The sequence below is a fragment of the bacterium genome (assembly GCA_035691305.1).
Lineage (GTDB): Bacteria > Sysuimicrobiota > Sysuimicrobiia > Sysuimicrobiales > Segetimicrobiaceae > DASSJF01.
In genome coordinates, this window is the sequence record DASSJF010000013.1 from 51,738 (window position 1) to 69,048 (window position 17,311).

Here is a 17,311-nt window from a genome sequence, read left to right on the forward strand (position 1 = left end):
ACCGGAGGCGCGGACTGGATCTGCGTGCAGGCCTGCGCTTCGACGAGGAAAAATCGGCCTCCTGTACCAAACGCTTGATTATGAAGGGCATCGCCCAAATTCTCCGCGGACTCGGCGAGCCGCCGGCATCGCCCTTTGCGCCGGCGCCGTTTCAGCAGGCTGCGCTCGACGCGCTCGGACGCGGGGACGTCTTGGTCTCCGCGCCGACGGGAAGCGGCAAGACGTGGATCGCCGAACAGGAAATCGCGCGCCTGCTCGACCCAGCCTCGGGCGGCCTCCTGCCCGCCCCGGCCGCCACGCCGCGCGTCTGGTACACGACGCCGCTCAAAGCGCTCTCCAATCAGAAGTTCCGGCGGTTCCAAGGGATGTACGGGGAAAACCGCGTCGGACTGCTGACCGGCGAGCGCCGCCTGAACGTGCACGCGCCGGTGGTCGTCGCGACGACGGAGATTCTCCGCAACGCCCTGTACGGCGAGGACCGCGGCGCCCCCGACGTCGTCGTACTCGACGAGGCGCATTATCTCGCCGATCCGGAACGAGGCACGGCGTGGGAAGAAATTCTGCTGCTCGCCTCGCGGTCGACACGTCTCCTGCTGCTGTCCGCGACCATCCCGAACACCGCGCAACTGGCGGACTGGATGGCAACGGTGCGGGGCGCGCGGCCCGAGGTGATTACGCTCGAGACGCGGCCCGTGCCCCTCGAGTACCTCCTCGCCGACGGCGACGGCCGGCTCCACCCGCCCGACCCGGCGCAGATCCGCACGCGGCGCCGCCATCCGCAATGGTTGCCGGCGATTACGGAGGAACTGCTGCGCCACCGGCTCGCCCCGGCGATCCTGTTCTTCCCGAGCCGCCGCGAGTGCGACGAATCCGCGCGCCGGCTGGGCGCGCACCACGCGCCCGGCCGGGACGAGCGCACGCGCGTCATCGACGATTGGCTCAGGCGCGTCCCGCAGCTGATGGGCCATCCCCTGCTGTCGGGGCTGCGGCAGAGCGGCGTCGCCGCCCACCACGCGGGCCATCTCACGGCGTGGCGGATGTGCGTGGAAGAGCTGCTGGAAGCGGGCCTCGTGCGCTTCGTCTGCGCGACCACCACGCTCGCGGCGGGGCTCGACGTGCCGGCGCGGACGGTCGTGCTCTCGACGCTCCACCGCCACGGTCCGGCCGGGCCAGAGTCGCTCACGGCGACCGAGTTTCATCAGATGACGGGGCGCGCGGGCCGGCGCGGCCGGGATACTCTCGGCATTACGGTGATCGTCGCGCCGGTCCGCGACGAGGCCGAGGAAGGGTTGGCGCTGTCGGACGCCGCGCCGGAGCCGATCCGCTCCGCCTTCGCGGCGAGCGACGCGCAGGTCCTCAACCTGCTGTCGCGCACGACGCTGCCGCAGGCGGAGGAACTCGTCCGGCGGTCGTTGGCGGCCTACACGCGGGCGCCCGAGCGGGACGCGATCCGCCGCGAACTGGCCGCCCTGCCGCGCGACCCGCTGACCGAGCGGCCGTGCGGGGACCGGCTCGCCACCCGGCAGCGGTTCGACGATCTGCTGCGGCGGCTCCGGCGGGCGCGGCACGGGCCCGACGCCGCCGCGGAGCCCGCGCGCCTCGGTGAAGAGCTGGTCGGGCTGCCGTGCACCGGCTGCCGCGTGACGGAGCGGTGCCTGGCCACCCTGTCGGATCTGCGAGAGGTCGAACGGGAACGACAGACGCTCGAGCGCGAGCTCGCTGCGCTCGAGAATCGCGAGGTCGAGCCGTTTCGCCGGCGCGCAGAGTTGCTGCGCGCGCGCGGCTACCTCGACGCGGAATGGCGGCCGACTGCGTGGGGCCGCGTCGCCGCCCGCATCAGGCACCCCCGCATGCTCGTCCTCGCCGAAGCGCTGCGCGCGGCCGCGCTGCCCGACGATCCGGCCGCTCTGGCCGCGGTCGGGGGCGCGCTCGGCACCGAACGTCCCGCGCCCGTCCGCCCGGGACCCAGCCGCGGTCCCGGCGCCTACGGCCGCACAGGCTACCGCCGTTACGACCGCGCCGGCACGCTCCACATCGGCCACCGCGGCCCCGCGGCCCAGGTGCCCCCGTCCGCGCGCGCCGCGCTGTTCGCGCTGCGCCGGATCGTTGCGCGCCTCAACGAGGACCGCAAAGAAGCCGGACTGCCGCTCGATCCGCTCGAGGCCGAATTCGCCGGCGAAGCGCACGGAGCGCCGGCGGCGCTCTGGCGCGCCGCGGTCGTCGCCGCGTGGGCGGCGGGCCGCGCGTGGGGGGACGTGACGCGCGCGTTCGAAATTCTCGAAGGCGACCTGCAGCGGCTGGCGTGGCAGGCGGCAGAGATCTTGATCCAGATCGAAGACGTGTCGGACTCGCCGCTTGCCGGCGCCGCGCGCGCCGCCAGGGACGCGATCCTCCGCACGCCGGTCGAGTAGCTCTTCGCCCGCAACACCCGCGCCGCGGTGCGGCAGGGAGCCGCGCGCGCGCGCGCGGAATCTCACTCCACGATGAGCCAGACCAGCGGCCCGCTCGCCGGGCTCAGTGTGCTCGACCTCTCCACCATCGTGTCCGGCGGGACGGTCACGTCGATGCTGGCGGACTTCGGGGCCGACGTCGTCAAGATCGAGCATCCGCGGGGCGGCGATCCGCTGCGGACGTGGGGCCCCTTCGTCGGCGGCCAGTCCGTGTGGTGGAAGATCATGGGCCGCAACAAGAAGTCCGTGACGCTCGACCTCAGCCGTCCGCGCGGCCAGGAAATCCTTCTCGCGCTCGCCGCGCGCGCCGACGTTCTGGTCGAGAACTTCCGCCCCGGCACGCTCGAACGGTGGAACCTCGGGCCGGATCGCCTGCGCGACGCCAATTCGAAGCTGATCGTGCTGCGCGTCTCCGGCTTCGGACAGACCGGCCCGTACCGTCACCGCCCGGGCTTCGGCACGGTGGCCGAGGCCATGAGCGGCGTCGTGGCGGTCAGCGGGTTTCCGGACTCGCCGCCGCTCGCGCCGCCGATGCCCCTGGCCGACGAGGTGGCGGGCCTCATGGGGGCGTTTGCGATCCTGGCCGCGCTCCACGCACGCGACCCCCACACATCCGAAGCGGGGGCGGCGGGTGGCCAGGTTATCGACGTGAGCCTGTACGAACCGCTCTTCCGGCTTCTGATTCCGCACATCACGCAGTACACCGCGCTCGGCATCATCGCCCGGCGGACCGGCAACCACTTCCCGGACGCGGCGCCCCGGAACCTGTATCGCACCGGTGACGGCAGCTGGGTCGCGATCTCCGCCACGAGCCAGCGGATCTTCGAACGTCTCGCCGCCGCGATCGGACAGCCCGGCCTCGTCGAGGACCCGCGGTTCCGCGACAACCCGTCGCGCGTGCACCACAACGAGGAGCTCGACGCGATCCTCGCGGAGTGGTTCGGCCGGCACGGCGAGGCCGAGGCGCTGGCCCGGCTGGAGGAGTCCGGCGCGGTCGCCGGTCCGGTGTACGACGTACCGCGCATTGTGAACGATCCGCACTACGCCGCGCGGGGCGACATCGCCACCGTCCACGATCCGGACGTGGGCGATCTGCGGATGCCGGGGATCGTGCCGAAATTCTCCGCGACGCCCGGCGCGCTGCGCCACGCGGGGCCCGCGCTCGGCGCGCACAACGGAGAAGTCTACGGCGACCTGCTCGGCTTGGACACGGCGGAGCTCGAACGGCTTCGCGCGGACGGGATCGTGTGAGCCCGATGCGGACCGTTTCCGCCGAGGAGATCACCGCGGCGCTGCGCGATCTCTGCGTCACGGTCAACCACCGCATGGGCCCGGACATGCTCGCCGCGCTCGAGCGCGCGGAGACCGCGGAAGAATCCGAGATCGGCCGGACGGTGCTTGCGCGGCTCTTGGAAAATGCGCGGGTCGCCCGCGAGGAGTGGTTCCCGATCTGCCAGGACACCGGGACCGCGGTCGTGTTTCTCGATCTGGGACAGGACGTCCACGTGACCGGCGGCGATCTCCAGGCCGCGATCGACGAGGGCGTCCGCCGCGGCTACCGCGAGGGCTACCTGCGGGCTTCGGTCGTGCGGGGTCCCCTCGACCGTCGAAACACCGGCGACAACACGCCGGCCGTCGTCTACACCCGCATCGTGCCGGGCGAGCAGATCGCCCTCTCGCTCCTCGCGAAGGGGGCGGGGTGCGACAACATGAGCCGCCTCACGATGCTCACGCCGGCCGACGGGCGCGAAGCGGTCGTCGAATTCGTGGCGCGTACCGTCGCCGAGGCCGGGCCCAATCCCAGTCCGCCGCTGATCGTCGGCGTCGGGCTCGGCGGGACGTTCGAGTTGGCGGCGCTCCTCGCCAAGCGCGCCCTGCTCCGCCGCGTCGGCGAGCCCTCCCCCGATCCCGGCGCCGCGGGCCTGGAGGCGGAACTGCTCCGGCGGATCAACGACCTCGGCATCGGCCCCGGCGGGTTCGGCGGCCGCGTGACCGCGCTCGCCGTGCACGTCGAGGAGCACCCGACGCACATCGCAAGCCTGCCGGTGGCCGTAAACCTCGATTGCCATTCGCACCGCGCCGGCACGGTGGTGCTCTGAACCGCCCTTCCGTGGCGCCCGCGGTCCTCGCGACCCCGCCGGCGCGGGCCCAGCTCGAGCGGTTGCGCGCGGGCGACGAGGTGCTGCTGTCGGGCGCGATCTACACGGCGCGGGACGCGGCCCACGAGCGCCTCGCCCGAATGATCGCGGCGGGCGAGCCGCTGCCGGTCGACCTCGCCGGCGAGATCATCTACTACTGCGGCCCCACGCCCGCGCGGCCGGGCCGGCCCATCGGGTCGGCGGGCCCGACGACCGCGTCGCGCATGGACCCGTACACACCGGCGCTTCTCGAGCACGGCGTCCTCGGGATGATCGGCAAAGGCCGGCGCTCGGCCGCGGTCAAGGAGGCGATCAAGCGCTGCGGCGCCGCGTACTTCGCCGCGGTCGAGGGGACCGCCGCGCTCCTCGGGCGCTGCGTGCGCAGCGCCGAGATCGTGGCCTTTCCCGATCTCGGCCCGGAGGCGATTTACCGGCTGGTCGTCGAGCGATTTCCCGTCGTGGTCGCGAACGATTGCCACGGCGGCGACGCATACGAGGACGGCCGCGCAAGATACCGGCGGTAGCGGGCTCCGCGCGCCGGGACCTTACTCCTTCGCGTCCGCGCTCCGCCGTCTGTCGCCGGAGGGCCGTGGGTATAATCGCGATGGCCGCGCCGTGTTCAAGCCGGCCGCGAGCAGACTTTCACCGAGAGGTGACCGATGCGCAGCACACACGTACTCGCGCTCGTCCTGGCGGCAATGATGGTGCCCGCGGCGGCGGCGTTCGCGACGTCCGCCGCGCCGGCCGATCCCGCGGTCGCGAACCTGTCCGCGCTCCACGGGCACGCGTTCGACGTATCGTACCTGCAGGCCGTGATTCCTGTGGACGACGAATCGGTCGAGATGGCGATGACCGCGACGCTCTACGCGGACCATCCGGATCTGCTCCACTGGAACCAAAACTTCACCGAACGCGAGCACGGCCAGATCCAGAAGATGGTGACCCTGCTCGGCGACATGGGCGCGCAGCCGGGACAGCGGAACGAGGGTGTCGCGACGGCCCCGGTCAAGCAGCTGCGGTCTCTCCGCGGCGCCGCGCTTGAGCGGACGTACATCAAGCTCATGACCCAGCATCTCGACCGCGCGGTCGCGCTGTCCAAGCTCGCCGCGCAGCGGGCGGACCGCCCGGAGTTGCGCGCGTTCGCCGCAGGCGCGGCGGCCGCGGACGCCAAGGATGCCGCGACGCTGCGGAGTTGGATGACCGCTTGGTATCGCTAGAGGCGCCGCGAAGCTAACGGCAGGCGACAACACGGCGGCCACACGCCGCGCGGCCGGTCACCCGGCCGCCGCGTGTGGCCGCTTCGTTCGTGGACGGCCGCTCGCTAGTCGGAGGAAATCGCCTCGCGTTCCATCGCGCGGTCGAGCGCCGCGTCCAACGTCTCCGTCATGCGGATGACGCCGCATGCGTCCGGCGACGTCAGGCGGCGCAGCGCGGCGAACACCTCGGTGTGCAGGCGGTACGCGTCGGCGGACTTGCCCAACCGGGACAGCACGCGCGCGGCGGCGTACCCGGCGACGATGCCCTCCATCCTCATGCCGGTCTTCGTGCAGTGCTGGTAGGCGTTGGTCAGATACCGCAGTCCCTTCAGCGTCCGCCGCTCGGCCACCGACACCACGCCGAGCACGATGCTCGCACGCGCCACCTCGTCGGCCATGCCCCGCGCATGGCTGAGTCCCACCGCCTGCTCCGCCGCGACGCGCGCATCCGCCACGTCGCCGAGCGCCAGGTAGCACCGGCCGAGCTCCGTGAGCGCCCGGCACTCGCCCATCACGTCCGACAGCCGCCGCGCCATCGTCACGGCCGGCCGCAGGTGCTCCAGCGCCTCGGCCGGCCGCCCCGATTCGATCAACACCATCGCCAGGTTGTTGCGGACTCGGAAGGTTGTCTCCAGATCCTCGAACCGCTCCGCACCCCGCAGCGCCTCGCGGTACTCCACGAGGGACTTGGCATAATCGCCGGTCCGGTAGTGGACGACGCCGACGTTCATGCGCACGTCCGGCACCCGGTGCGGCGCGTGAATCTCGAAGAGCGTGATCGCTTCCGTCGCGGCGGCGAGGGATTCGTCGTACCGGCCCAGCCGAAAGAACATCGTGCTCAAGTAGCCGAGCACCTCGCCGTGGAGCACGGGCTCCGGCTTCGGCAGCGACGGAGTGAGCGACAGCATCTCTTCGTACAACCGCACCGCTTCGATCAGCCGGCCTCCGCGGTGCTCGATCAGACCCAGGTTGCGGAGCGCCCGGCACTCCATCAGGCGGTCGCGTGTGCGCCGCGCGTGATCGAGCGATTCGCGCAGAAGCGGCTCGGCGTCTCGAGGGCGGAACTGTCCGACCAGCGCTTCGCCGATGCCGAGCCTGGCGCTCGCGACGAGCTGCGGCATGCCGGCCCCGGCGGCGAATTCCAGCAGCTGTTCAAACACCCCGCGGGCCGCGTCATAGCGACGCTGGCTCAGCGCCTGCCGCCCGCGGTTGTCGAGGTCGGCGAGCACGCGCGCGGTCCCCTTCCGGTCGAGGGCGCGGAGCAGCGTCGCGACCGGACGGTCGAGCCGCTCCGCCAGATGCGTGAGCGTTTCGAGGGACGGCCGGGCGCCGTCCCGCTCCAACAAACTGACAAACGCCTTCGTCAACACCGGAGTCGCAACCTCAGACTGACTGAGGCCGCGCGCGAGCCGAGCTTGTTTCAATAGTTGCCCGAAGGTCAACTGCGGCATTGCACCGTCCCCCCGGGACGTCAACGCGACCTTAACTATTGGGCGGGGGGACCCCCTACTCCTCCAGTAGGTGCCGTCTCTGATAGGTGACCGTCGTGATAGGTGGCCGTCCGGCCGGCTGAACCTACCGCTAACGTACCGAATGTCGGTGTTTGTATCCGTTCTGCGTGAACTACCCGCCGCTCCCGTTGTCGCCGTCCGCCGCGAGCTGAGTGGGATTATACGCATGCCCTGTCTGCAATCCCGCGCCGCTGACGCCCCCGAGCACCAACAGTGTCACGACCGCCACCATTGCAAGGATTTTCCGCATTCTGCCACACCCCCATTGAGTTTTGGCCGGACGGCCACATCGATGCAGAGAAACGAATTGTGAAGGAGGAATGTCGCGCCGACATATTTGGAAAGTACCTTGGGCGCATGCTCTGCCAAGTTGAGCATTGCTTGCTAAAATACCTACCGAACGACTGTACGATTGACTCGCTTCGCCGCCGATCCTCGCCGCCCGCCCAAGGTGGGAGGAGCGGCGCCGGCCCGCCGCCCGAATCCCGACGCGAGGAATTCCGGTCCCGCGCCTGTAAACGAAACGGGCAGCTTCACACATGTGCCGGGTGCGCGGACGAACAGTCCGGGAGGTAACCGTGATCGGCACGCCCAGCGCGCCGCTGCGGGATGCGCATCGACCGGTTCTCGGCACCCGCGTGCGGGTCGAGTTTACCGAAATGTCGAACGGCCGACGCGCGGTCGCGCATGTCGGATCCTGGACGGTCGCCGTCGAGGACGCCGTTCCGGGCGACGTGGCGGACGTCGAATTGCGCGAGCGCCGCGGCGCAGCCTATCGCGGACATCTCCTCGCGCTTGTGCGCCCGTCGCCACATCGTGTGCGCCCGGCGTGCTCCTACTTCGAGCGGTGCGGCGGCTGCCAGTGGCAGCGCCTCGATACGGCGGCGCAAGCCGAGTACAAGGGCACGCTTGTGCGGCGGGCACTCCGCGCGGTCGGCCTCGGCGGGGTGCCGGTGCGCGTCGTCCCCGCGAGGGCGGCGTGGGGCTACCGCACCGCCGGCACGTACGTGCCGGCGGTGGACGGCGGATCGGCGGCCCTCGGCCTGCACGCCGCGGATGCGGCGTCCGCCGTGGCGATCCGCGCGTGCCCCATCCAGTCGCCGGCTCTCCAGGCGGCGTTCGACGAAATGCAGCGCGCCTGGTGCGATCTGATTTTGCGCCTCGACGACGCGGACGGGGACCGTTCGGCGTGGCGCCAGATCCGGATCAGGGCCGGCGAGGCGTCGCGCGAGGTCGCGGTCGGACTCGTCCACGCGGGACGTCTGTCGCCGCGCGCGCGCGCGGCCGTCGTCGAGCTGATCGGCGGCCGGATCACGCGATTGGTCGAGATTACGGTGAAGCCGGCGCGGCGGCCGGCCCGGACGGGCGAGCCGATGAGCGAGCTGCGGTGGGGACGCGCGGGGGTGGTTGAGGCGATGCTCGACCGCTGGTACCACGTCCCCGTCTTCGCGCCGTTCCCCGTGTCGGGTCGTGGCGACGCCGTCGCCGCGGCAGTCGACGCGCTGGCGCCCGACGGCGAGACGACCGTGCTCGAGACCGAGGCGGGAATCGGCGCTTACACGCTGCCTGCGGCCGCCGCGGCGCGCCGCGTCATCGGGCGCACGACGGGAGAACATTTGCAGACGGCCCGGGAGAACGCGCGGTGGAACGAGGCGTCAAACGTGATCTTTGCCGACCGCACCGCCGAGACGTTGACGCGGATGCTGCGCTCGTACGGTCCGGTTGGACGCGCACTCGTGCAGGTGACGCCCGCGCCCGTCCCGTTCGAAACGCTGCACCGCGCGGGCCTCGAGCGCGTCGTCCTCCTGGCCGGCTCGCCGGCGCGGCTCGCGGAAGTCCTGACCGCCGGCGCTCCCGGATTTGAGGCCCGCTCCATCACGGTGGTCGACACGCATCCGCAGACGAGCCGTGCCGAGATCCATGCGGTGCTCGACGCGCGGCACGGCGCGTGGGCTGGTGCGGACTACGTGACGGACTCGGAGGCGGCGCCGACCGCGGCGTCCACGGAACCGAACACCGGGCAGAGGGATGCGAAGTCCACCGCGCGGAGGATCCCGCCGACGGGTGATTCCGGAGCCGCGACGAGGTAGAGCGCGCGGCGGCTCACCCTGAGGCGCGTCGCCGTCTGGAACAACGTCGCGACGCCGTGGCTGTCCAGATATTCGGCCACGATCAACGAGACGATCACGGGGCCGGCCGTCTGCGCGGCCGCCGTTTCCAGCGCGGCGGCCAACCTGGGAACGGTTGTCATGTCGACGACCCCGTCCACCTCGACGAATATCCCTCGGCGAGCACGAAGAGCGCCGCCGCGGCCACGGCGGCCATCATGTGATTGAACCACGCCGGAATGCCTCGGCCCGGCGGGCGGCGGGCCCGCAGCGACACCGCGGGCGGCGTCGTTTGCGTGTGAGGCGGCGGAGGCGTCATCCCGGCGGCCCGCATCCCGGCCGGTCTTATTGCCCGGCGTCGGCGACAGGCGGCGCGCCGCCTGCCGGCAAAGCGGAGTGGTTGGACGGCGCCGTCACATACCTGCCGGTAAACAACCACACGAACGTCACACCGAAGACACACGCCCCGGCCATGATCCACAGCGCGACCGGCGGTGAGGCGGCGTCGGCGACGCGCCCGAGCGCCAAGGCCCCGATGAGCCGCGTGCCCTGGAGCAGCATCTGCCGGTTTCCGAGGACGCGCCCGAGCAGCGCCTGGGGCGTCACCTGCATGACCAGCGTGGCGTTCACGATGCTCGTCATCATGTTGCCGACCGCGAAGATGAACGCACCCGCGACCAGGCCGAGATACCACGGCGCCGTGGCGAAAACGGCAACCCCAAACCCCGCCAGGATGTAGGCAAACACCGCCAGACTCGGCGTCGCCCAGCGCCTCGTCAGGCCCGCGAGGACGAGCGCGGTTGCGAGCTTGCCCACGCCGAGCGCGCTGTTTACGACGCCATAGGCCGCCGGCGAAAGATGCGCCGTGTGGACCACCATCGGTGCGCGAAGCACTTCAAACGCGAGCGTCAGGTATCCCGGCAGGATCAGCAGCGCGAAATACCGCTGAAAGGGCGTCTGCCACATGTACCGCAGACCGGACATCAGATCCGCGGTAATGGTCGCGCCGCCCCGCGCGCCGAGTCCGGCGCCCCAGGCGAGCGGCATCAGCAGAACGCAGATCGCGCTCACGAGGAACGACCCGGCGTCCGCGAACATCACCCCGGCGTACCCCAGCGTCAGCACCGCGGCGGCACCGAGCACGCCCCCGGCGATCTCGGCGATGCGTTCCGTCGTCTGAAACAGCGCGTTGATCGCCGGCAACTCCTCGACCGTCGCGATCGACGGCAAGAGCGCGGTGACCGCCGCCCGGAAGAAGACGGAGCCGACGTTCAAGATGCCGAGGAGAAGGAGGCCGAAGGGCAGCGACCTCGGCAGCACAAACGGCAGCGCCGCCACGACGATCGCCCGTCCGACGTCGGACAGCGCCACCACGGCTCTGCGGTCGACACGATCTGCCACGGCGCCCGCGAGAAAACTGAACAACGCCTGCGCCACGTATCCCGCCGAGAGTGCGGCGGCGAGCGTCACGGCCGATCCGGTCAGCGCGTACACCCACAGCGTAATGGCGATGAAGAAGACCTCGTCGCCGAGAAACGACACCGCCTCGCCGAACCACAGGAGCGCGAAAGCGGGACGGCGCAGCACCGTCAGCCACGCGGGGGCCGGCCCGCCGGCGGAGCCGGGCGCCGGGCGGGCGGCGAGGGTCCGCAGCGCCCGCACGAGCACCGGGTCGAATTGCGTCCCGCTGCACCGGTCGAGCTCGGCAAGAGCCGCCGCGGCATCCCGCCGGGAGCGGTAGACGCGATCGTTCGTCAGGGCGTGATAGGTGTCCGCGATCGCGACGATGCGGGCGGCGAGCGGGATCTCGCGGCCGCGCAGGCCGTCCGGGTAGCCGGTGCCGTCGTAGTGCTCGTGGCTCGCGCGCACCATCGGCGCGATGCGGGATAAGCCGGCAATCGACGCGACCATGTCGGCGCTGTCGACGACGTGAGACCGCATGATGTCCCACTCTTCCGGAGTGAGTTGGCCGGGCTTCTGGAGAATGGAGTCCGGGACCACCACCTTGCCGACATCGTGCAGCAACCCCGTGAGGAACGCATCGTGCGCAAGCCGCTCGTTCACGCCGATCGCCCGCGCGAGCCGCTTCGCGAGTTGGGCGACGTCCTGCGAATGCAGGCCGGTCCGGCTGTCTTTGACGTCCATCGCGTCGGCCAGCACGGCGGTCGTGGCAAGCACGCGCCGCTCTTCCTGGCCGCTCATGGACTGCGGATGAAAGACGTGCAGCACGACGCCGCCGGCAAGCAGCGGCAACATGCTCAACGCCACTCCTCCGGTTCCGGGAAGCCAGATGCGCTCCACGGTGACGGTGGTCAGCGCGAGCAGCACCGAGATGCCGAAGGAGGTACCGCAGGCGCTGGCCACGATCGCGAACGCCCGGCCCCACCCCATCCCCTCGTTTCTCGCGATCCGCGTCGCCACGAGCGGCGTGCGGATCGCGGCGTAGACGACCGCCGCAAGCACAACGCCGCCGAGCCGGTAGGGCGCGTGAGGGAGCGGCAGCAGCACGGCCGCCAGCACCGCGCCCGACAACGCGGTCGCTTCCTCGATCGCGCGCAGCCCGCCCCACCGCTCCGCTTCGGTGCCGGCCGCGAGGACCAGGCCCGCGAGCGCGCCGGCGGCGGCAAGAACCGGCCGCCCGACGCCGAGGGCGACGATCACCGGGACGAACACCAGCGGGAAGTCATCGCTCGGCGAGATCCGCAGCGGATAGGCGGCGAGCCACGCGACGGTGGCGGCGGTGGCCAGCAGCAGGGTCGGATCCGCCGGCGTCAGGTGCTCATGAAACCCGATCACGGCGAGCACCGCCGCGGGCACGGCCAGAAACACCGCGGTGGGAACGGCCACCCGGCGGCCGGTCGTCACGACGCCGACCGCGGCTCCAGGCGTCCGGCCGTTTCGATCACAACCGGCGCGACTCGAGGGTCCAGGTGGGAGCCGATCAGCGGCCGCAGGGCCGCCGCGGCCGCCTTGTGGGTCGTCTTGCGGGGAGCGTCCGGCGTCCCGTACCGCAATTCGTCGTAACACTCGGCGGCGGCGAGGACGCGCGCGCCGAGTGCGACATTTCCTCGAAGCCGCGACGTGACCGCCGACCACGGCGTGTGATGCTCGCGCACCATCTGGGCCACGACCGCATCGGGATGGGACGCAAGGATTCTCGAGCCGACGATCGCGTGGCTGACCGGCGGCGCCGTCCGCGACTCCGCGTCGATCAGTCCGATGTCGTGCAGGAGCGCCGCCGTACGCCACGACTCGACCACACCCGCCGGCACCCGCATCCGCCGGCCCACTTCGCTCACGAGCGCACTCACCCGCTGCGCGTGTGCGTGCGCTCCCGGAACCGTCCGCTCGAGCGCGATCATGAGCGCGCGGACGATGTCCTGCACGGTGCGCTGCGACGCCAAGAACACCGCCAGCTGCGCGCGAACGGCCGGCATGGTCACCGCGGATAGTGTCGTCAGCAACAGCGCGAGCCACGGCCCGCGTCCGGGCCCGATCCCGATGGTACCCAAGAGAACCGGGACGGGCGCCGCCAAGACTTGAGACAGCGGATTCTCGGTGAGGCAGCTCCACCAATATGCGAAGAATGACTCGCCGTGGCGAAGACGGCGGTACAGCGCGATCAACGCAAAGTTCGCAAGCAGGTAGAGGACGAGGACGACCAAACTCGCGACGGCGATTCCGGCGAGACGCCCCGGAATGGCCCGCAAGAGGGCGTGTCCGATCGCGGAGCCAAACGCCGCCGGATACGCCCACCAAAACGTATTGATGAGCGCACGCCACGGCTCGTAGAGGCGGAACGCGGTAACAGCCAGCATGGTTCCGAACGCGATCGCGATCAACGTATGCAGGGGGGACCAGAGCAACATCAAGGTCACAAGAAACGCCACGCGCGGGGTGCGAATCATGCCGAGGGGGCTCGGCACCGGGGGCACGAGCATTGTCAGCCCGTAAACCGCCGTTAGCGCCGCGACGGCCGGAATATCGCGGGGCGAAAGCAGCATGAGTGCGCCGACGTCGATAATGAAGCCCGCAGCGAGCGCTCCGCGCAGCCACGGCGGAGGTGACACGAATTCGTTGCGTTCATCCGGGGCACGGACGTTCATTTCCACGATGGTCCGCAACCATTGGCGGACCACGGTGAGAACGCCGAGGGGTGAATTCCTAGGGACCGATCGGGGGTCGGGTGGGATCGGACTCACGGCACCAGCCTTGGAAGGTGCCGGATCTTGTCTACTGCGTTATGCCCCGCCGTCGCCGTACATGACATCACTTGCGAGTGTGTGACGCTGAGTGCTGTTGATTTGCACCCCACCCACTCGGGAAACAATCGTTCGCCGCTCGCGCGGCGACTGCGAAGTCCTCCCCTCCGCTGCCCAAAGGGCACCCCGGGGATTTGCGGTATGGTAGACCGCTGTACCCCCACCCGCCCCGACCAAGTGGCCTGTAACTTCAATAGTCTTTTCCCCATTCCTTCCGTCATGCCCCCGAAGCCGCGCCCGCAGACCTTCCGAATAGTAACTGAAAACTGTTAAAGAAATTCGCTATAAGTTTCACCGGCGGCTGTCGGCGAACGTGCCGGCGCAGCCCTACCGTCCGCGGAGCGCCAGTTCCCTTACGAATCTGGCGATGGCCCGGGCATCTTCGGGCGGCAGCGTCCCAAGACGCCAGGCGATTTCTCGCTGCATCTCGGCCAGACTCATCTCCGGCAGGTCCCGCGGATTCTGAGCCGCCCCACCGCGACCGCGGCGGCGCTCGTCCATCGCCCGCAAGACACGCCGGATGAGGGCGGCGGGGAACGACTGCGTCGTGGCTTTAATATAGTCACGGTCCGCGAGCAGCCGGCCGGCGTCGAATCCCTCCGCCGGCGGGTCCGGTGTCCTACTGGTGCGCAAAGCTCGCTCCCCCCCGAAAACAGGGACGCCCAGAACACGCGTCGCCGCCGAATTCTGAGCGTCCCCGGACGTTCCTACGGACCTATTCCGGACCCTTGATATCCACGCGGCTGTTCCCGAGCCGCACGAGACGATCCTACCGGAATCCCGCCAGCATCGGCTCGACGTCGACGTTGGCGAGCTCGGCCGGCCACAGCGGCAGCCGCTTCGCCGGCTCCTTCTTACGCGGGTGCCGGTAGATGACGCCCACGGGCAACTTCTGACGACGGTCGAACTCATGGATCAGGCGCTCCGCCGCTTCCAGGCTCGCCGGATCGTGGCCGTCGGGCACCGGCTCCACGTGGTCGCGGAACCAATCGTACGTGTTGAGCTTATTGTACGTCACGCAGGGCGAAAAGTCGTTCAGCATCGCGAAGCCGGGATGCCGGACGGCCTCGACCATCAACTGCGTCGTCATCTTCGGATCGCCGGAGAATGACTGCGCGACGAAGGTGGCTTCCGAGGCGAGGGCAAGCTTGAGCGGATCCAGGAAGGGCGGGTGTTCCTCGGAGAGCTTCATCTCCGGCTGCCCGAGGCCCCACGACGGCGAATCCTGCCCCTTCGTCAGGCCGTAGACGCCGTTGTCCATGATGACGAGCGTGATGTCCGGGTCGCGCCGGCAGATGTGCACGAAGTTCTCCACGCCGATGGCCAGCGTGTCGCCGTCGCCGGCCAGCACGATCACCTTCAGGCCGGGGTTGGCCATTTTGGCGCCGAGGGCGTAGGCGAGCGCACCGCCGTGCGTGCCGTAAAAGGTGTTGCCGTTGAGGTAGTTGCGGATCTGGCCCGAGCAGCCTATCCCCCCGACCAGGAAGGCCTCGGACGGCCTCATTTCGAGAGAGGTCAGGGCGGCCTTGAGGGCGTTGAGCACGGCGTAGTCGCCGCACCCGGGGCACCACTGAATGCGGTGCCGCGGCGTGGCGTTTTGCTCCCAGACCGACTTCACGGGCTGCACCGGCTTCGTCTCAGGCATCGAGCGACACCTCGACCATCAAGGGTTCCTTGCCGCCGAGGCGGATCGTGCCGGCGCCGTTGCTGGTCACCTCGTGCACGGCACGAACGACCTCGGACGGGTGCAGCGGCCGTCCGTTGTACTTGAGGACGCGCCGCGTTTGAATGAGACAGTGGGCCTGGATCAGACCGGCCAGTTGCCCCAGGTAGTTGTGTTCGCAGACGACTACCGGCACGCCGCGATCGAGCAGCGGCTTCGCGAGCGCCGTCGGGAACGGCCAGAGGTGCGTAAAGTGCACGACCGCGGCCTCGACGCCTTCCGACCGCAGGCGTTCACGCGCGTCCAACAGGACCGGTTTGGTTGAACCCCACCCCACGAGGATCGGACCTTTACCCAGGGTGCCGTAAACTTGCGGCGGCTTCGCGTCGTGCTGGAGATACTCCATCATCTTGTGCATGCGCTTGTCCATCTGCGCGACGCGCATCGGCCGGTGGGTGGTGACGAATCCGGCCTCGTCGTGCTCGGTGCTGTTGACCTTGGCGGTGACCCCCGGGGTCCCCGGAACGAGGCGCGGCGAGATGCCCGAATCGGTGAGGCGGTACCGAAGATAGCGCCCCTCGTGAACGTCCGTCTCGCTCAAGACCTCGCGCGCGGGCCGTCCGCCGTTCTTGAACGCGTCCTCACGGACGGTGGCGCGTCCTTCGCTCAGGTTGAGGTCCGTCAGGAAAAAGACCGGGCACTGGTACTTGTCCGACAGCCGCACCGCGTCGCGCATCAGCGAACAGCACTCTTCGATCGTGGATGGCGCAATCACGATGCGCGGGATCTCGCCGTGGCCGCCGCCGGTCACGAGCCACAGGTCGCCCTGCTCCGGCTTCGTCGGCATCCCCGTCGACGGACCCGCCCGCATCGTATCCACAATGACGAGCGGCGTCTCGGTGATGCCGGAGACGCCGATCTCTTCCACCTTGAGCGACAGCCCCGGGCCGCTCGTGCCGACCATGCTGAGCACGCCGACCGCCGCGGCGCCGAGCGCGGCCCGGATCGACTCGCGTTCGTTCGCGCCCTGCAGCGCGCGGCCGCCGTACCGCGGCAGATGCCGCTGCATGAATTCGAGAATCGATGTCGCGGGCGTGATCGGGTAGCCGGCGTAGAATCGAACCCCGGCCTGAATGGCGCCGATCGCAAGCGCCTCGTTCCCGCCGATGTACACTGCGGGCGGCTTCCCGGCGACCGGCTCCAGCCGCATCCCGATGTCGCGCCACCCGCGCTCCCTGAGAATCGCTTCCGCGGCCGCGCGGCCGCGCCGGGCCGCCTCGAGGTTCAGATCGACGAGCCCGGCCCCGCGCTTGGCGAACCGTTCCTCGAGCAGACGGCGCAGGCGGCTCTCGTCCTGATCGAAGTCGAGCAGCCGGAAGAGCGCGCCCGTCATGACGACGTTCTTGACGACTTCCTTCTTGAGGTCGCGCTGCGCGATTTGACGCGCGGGAATCGGGAAGACGCGCACGCCGCGCGCCTCGAGGTCGTCGGTCGGCACAATCCCGGTCGAGCTGTCGTAGATGGCGACGCCGCCGTCGCGCAGTTCGCGGGCATGGCGCAGCAGCGTGTCGCGGTTCGGCTGGACCTTCGAGTCCGGGTTGACGTCGTACTCGAGACCCACGAGGATATCGACCCGCGAATCACCCCATGAGGTCGGCGGCTCCGGCGCGATGACGAGCGGGTCGTATTGGTGGGCGCCGTAGATCGTCGACGCGAAGCCGCGCTCGACGGCCGTCACGTAGAGACCGTCGCGCGTCAGCAGACGCCCCAGAATGTCCGTGACCGTGGACACGCCGTCGCGAAGCTGCACGCCCCCGATGAGCAGCTTCATTCGATTGGTCTGCATCGGTTGCTGTTGCCTCCGGCGGAGCCGCTGTGCGGTGGGCGAGGCACGAGGATGCCGTCTCCCCCGAGCGTCGCGGC

General features: G+C 70.1%; 13 protein-coding genes. 6 read left to right on the forward strand and 7 right to left on the reverse strand.

Annotated elements, in window-relative coordinates:
* Window positions 1–80 precede the first annotated feature (80 nt).
* The 5 genes from VFL28_02500 to VFL28_02520 all read left to right on the forward strand — a co-directional run bounded on the left by VFL28_02500 (window position 81) and on the right by VFL28_02520 (window position 5,805).
* Window positions 81–2,411, forward strand: coding sequence for a DEAD/DEAH box helicase (locus VFL28_02500; GenBank protein HET7263512.1), 2,331 nt, complete (start codon window positions 81–83; stop codon window positions 2,409–2,411).
* Between the two features lie 72 nt (window positions 2,412–2,483).
* Window positions 2,484–3,701: a CoA transferase gene (locus VFL28_02505; GenBank protein HET7263513.1), complete on the forward strand. Its 1,218-nt coding sequence runs from the start codon at window positions 2,484–2,486 to the stop codon at window positions 3,699–3,701.
* A gap of 5 nt (window positions 3,702–3,706) precedes the next feature.
* Window positions 3,707–4,549 (forward strand): fumarate hydratase, encoded by an 843-nt coding sequence (locus tag VFL28_02510; protein ID HET7263514.1) that lies wholly within the window; start codon window positions 3,707–3,709, stop codon window positions 4,547–4,549.
* 11 nt (window positions 4,550–4,560) lie between these two features.
* On the forward strand, window positions 4,561–5,112 hold the full coding sequence (locus VFL28_02515; protein ID HET7263515.1) for a FumA C-terminus/TtdB family hydratase beta subunit: 552 nt from the start codon (window positions 4,561–4,563) through the stop codon (window positions 5,110–5,112).
* A 135-nt stretch (window positions 5,113–5,247) separates the two neighbouring features.
* Window positions 5,248–5,805 (forward strand): DUF305 domain-containing protein, encoded by a 558-nt coding sequence (locus tag VFL28_02520; protein HET7263516.1) that lies wholly within the window; start codon window positions 5,248–5,250, stop codon window positions 5,803–5,805.
* 104 nt (window positions 5,806–5,909) lie between these two features.
* Here VFL28_02520 and VFL28_02525 read toward each other — a convergent pair whose 3' ends face one another.
* Window positions 5,910–7,523, reverse strand: a complete 1,614-nt coding sequence (locus VFL28_02525; GenBank protein ID HET7263517.1) for a tetratricopeptide repeat protein — start codon at window positions 7,521–7,523, stop codon at window positions 5,910–5,912.
* A gap of 410 nt (window positions 7,524–7,933) precedes the next feature.
* Between VFL28_02525 and VFL28_02530 the strand changes: the two genes are divergently transcribed.
* Window positions 7,934–9,445, forward strand: a complete 1,512-nt coding sequence (locus VFL28_02530; protein ID HET7263518.1) for a hypothetical protein — start codon at window positions 7,934–7,936, stop codon at window positions 9,443–9,445.
* 157 nt (window positions 9,446–9,602) lie between these two features.
* Here the strand turns inward: VFL28_02530 and VFL28_02535 are convergent, their stop codons facing one another.
* The 6 genes from VFL28_02535 to VFL28_02560 form a co-directional block, all read right to left on the reverse strand.
* Complete coding sequence (locus VFL28_02535; GenBank protein ID HET7263519.1) at window positions 9,603–9,782, reverse strand: hypothetical protein; 180 nt, start codon at window positions 9,780–9,782, stop codon at window positions 9,603–9,605.
* A 26-nt stretch (window positions 9,783–9,808) separates the two neighbouring features.
* On the reverse strand, window positions 9,809–12,328 hold the full coding sequence (locus tag VFL28_02540; GenBank protein HET7263520.1) for an MFS transporter: 2,520 nt from the start codon (window positions 12,326–12,328) through the stop codon (window positions 9,809–9,811).
* Complete coding sequence (locus VFL28_02545) at window positions 12,325–13,533, reverse strand: HD domain-containing phosphohydrolase (protein ID HET7263521.1); 1,209 nt, start codon at window positions 13,531–13,533, stop codon at window positions 12,325–12,327. Before VFL28_02545 ends, VFL28_02540 begins: the two co-directional genes overlap by 4 nt.
* A gap of 519 nt (window positions 13,534–14,052) precedes the next feature.
* Entirely contained in the window at window positions 14,053–14,358 is a 306-nt protein-coding gene (locus tag VFL28_02550; GenBank protein HET7263522.1) for a hypothetical protein, read from the reverse strand.
* A gap of 136 nt (window positions 14,359–14,494) precedes the next feature.
* A complete protein-coding gene (locus VFL28_02555; protein HET7263523.1) occupies window positions 14,495–15,370 on the reverse strand; it encodes a thiamine pyrophosphate-dependent enzyme in 876 nt (291 codons plus the stop codon).
* Window positions 15,363–17,234 (reverse strand): 2-oxoacid:acceptor oxidoreductase subunit alpha, encoded by a 1,872-nt coding sequence (locus VFL28_02560; GenBank protein HET7263524.1) that lies wholly within the window; start codon window positions 17,232–17,234, stop codon window positions 15,363–15,365. The genes VFL28_02555 and VFL28_02560 overlap by 8 nt, the downstream gene beginning before the upstream one ends.
* Window positions 17,235–17,311: the final 77 nt, after the last annotated feature.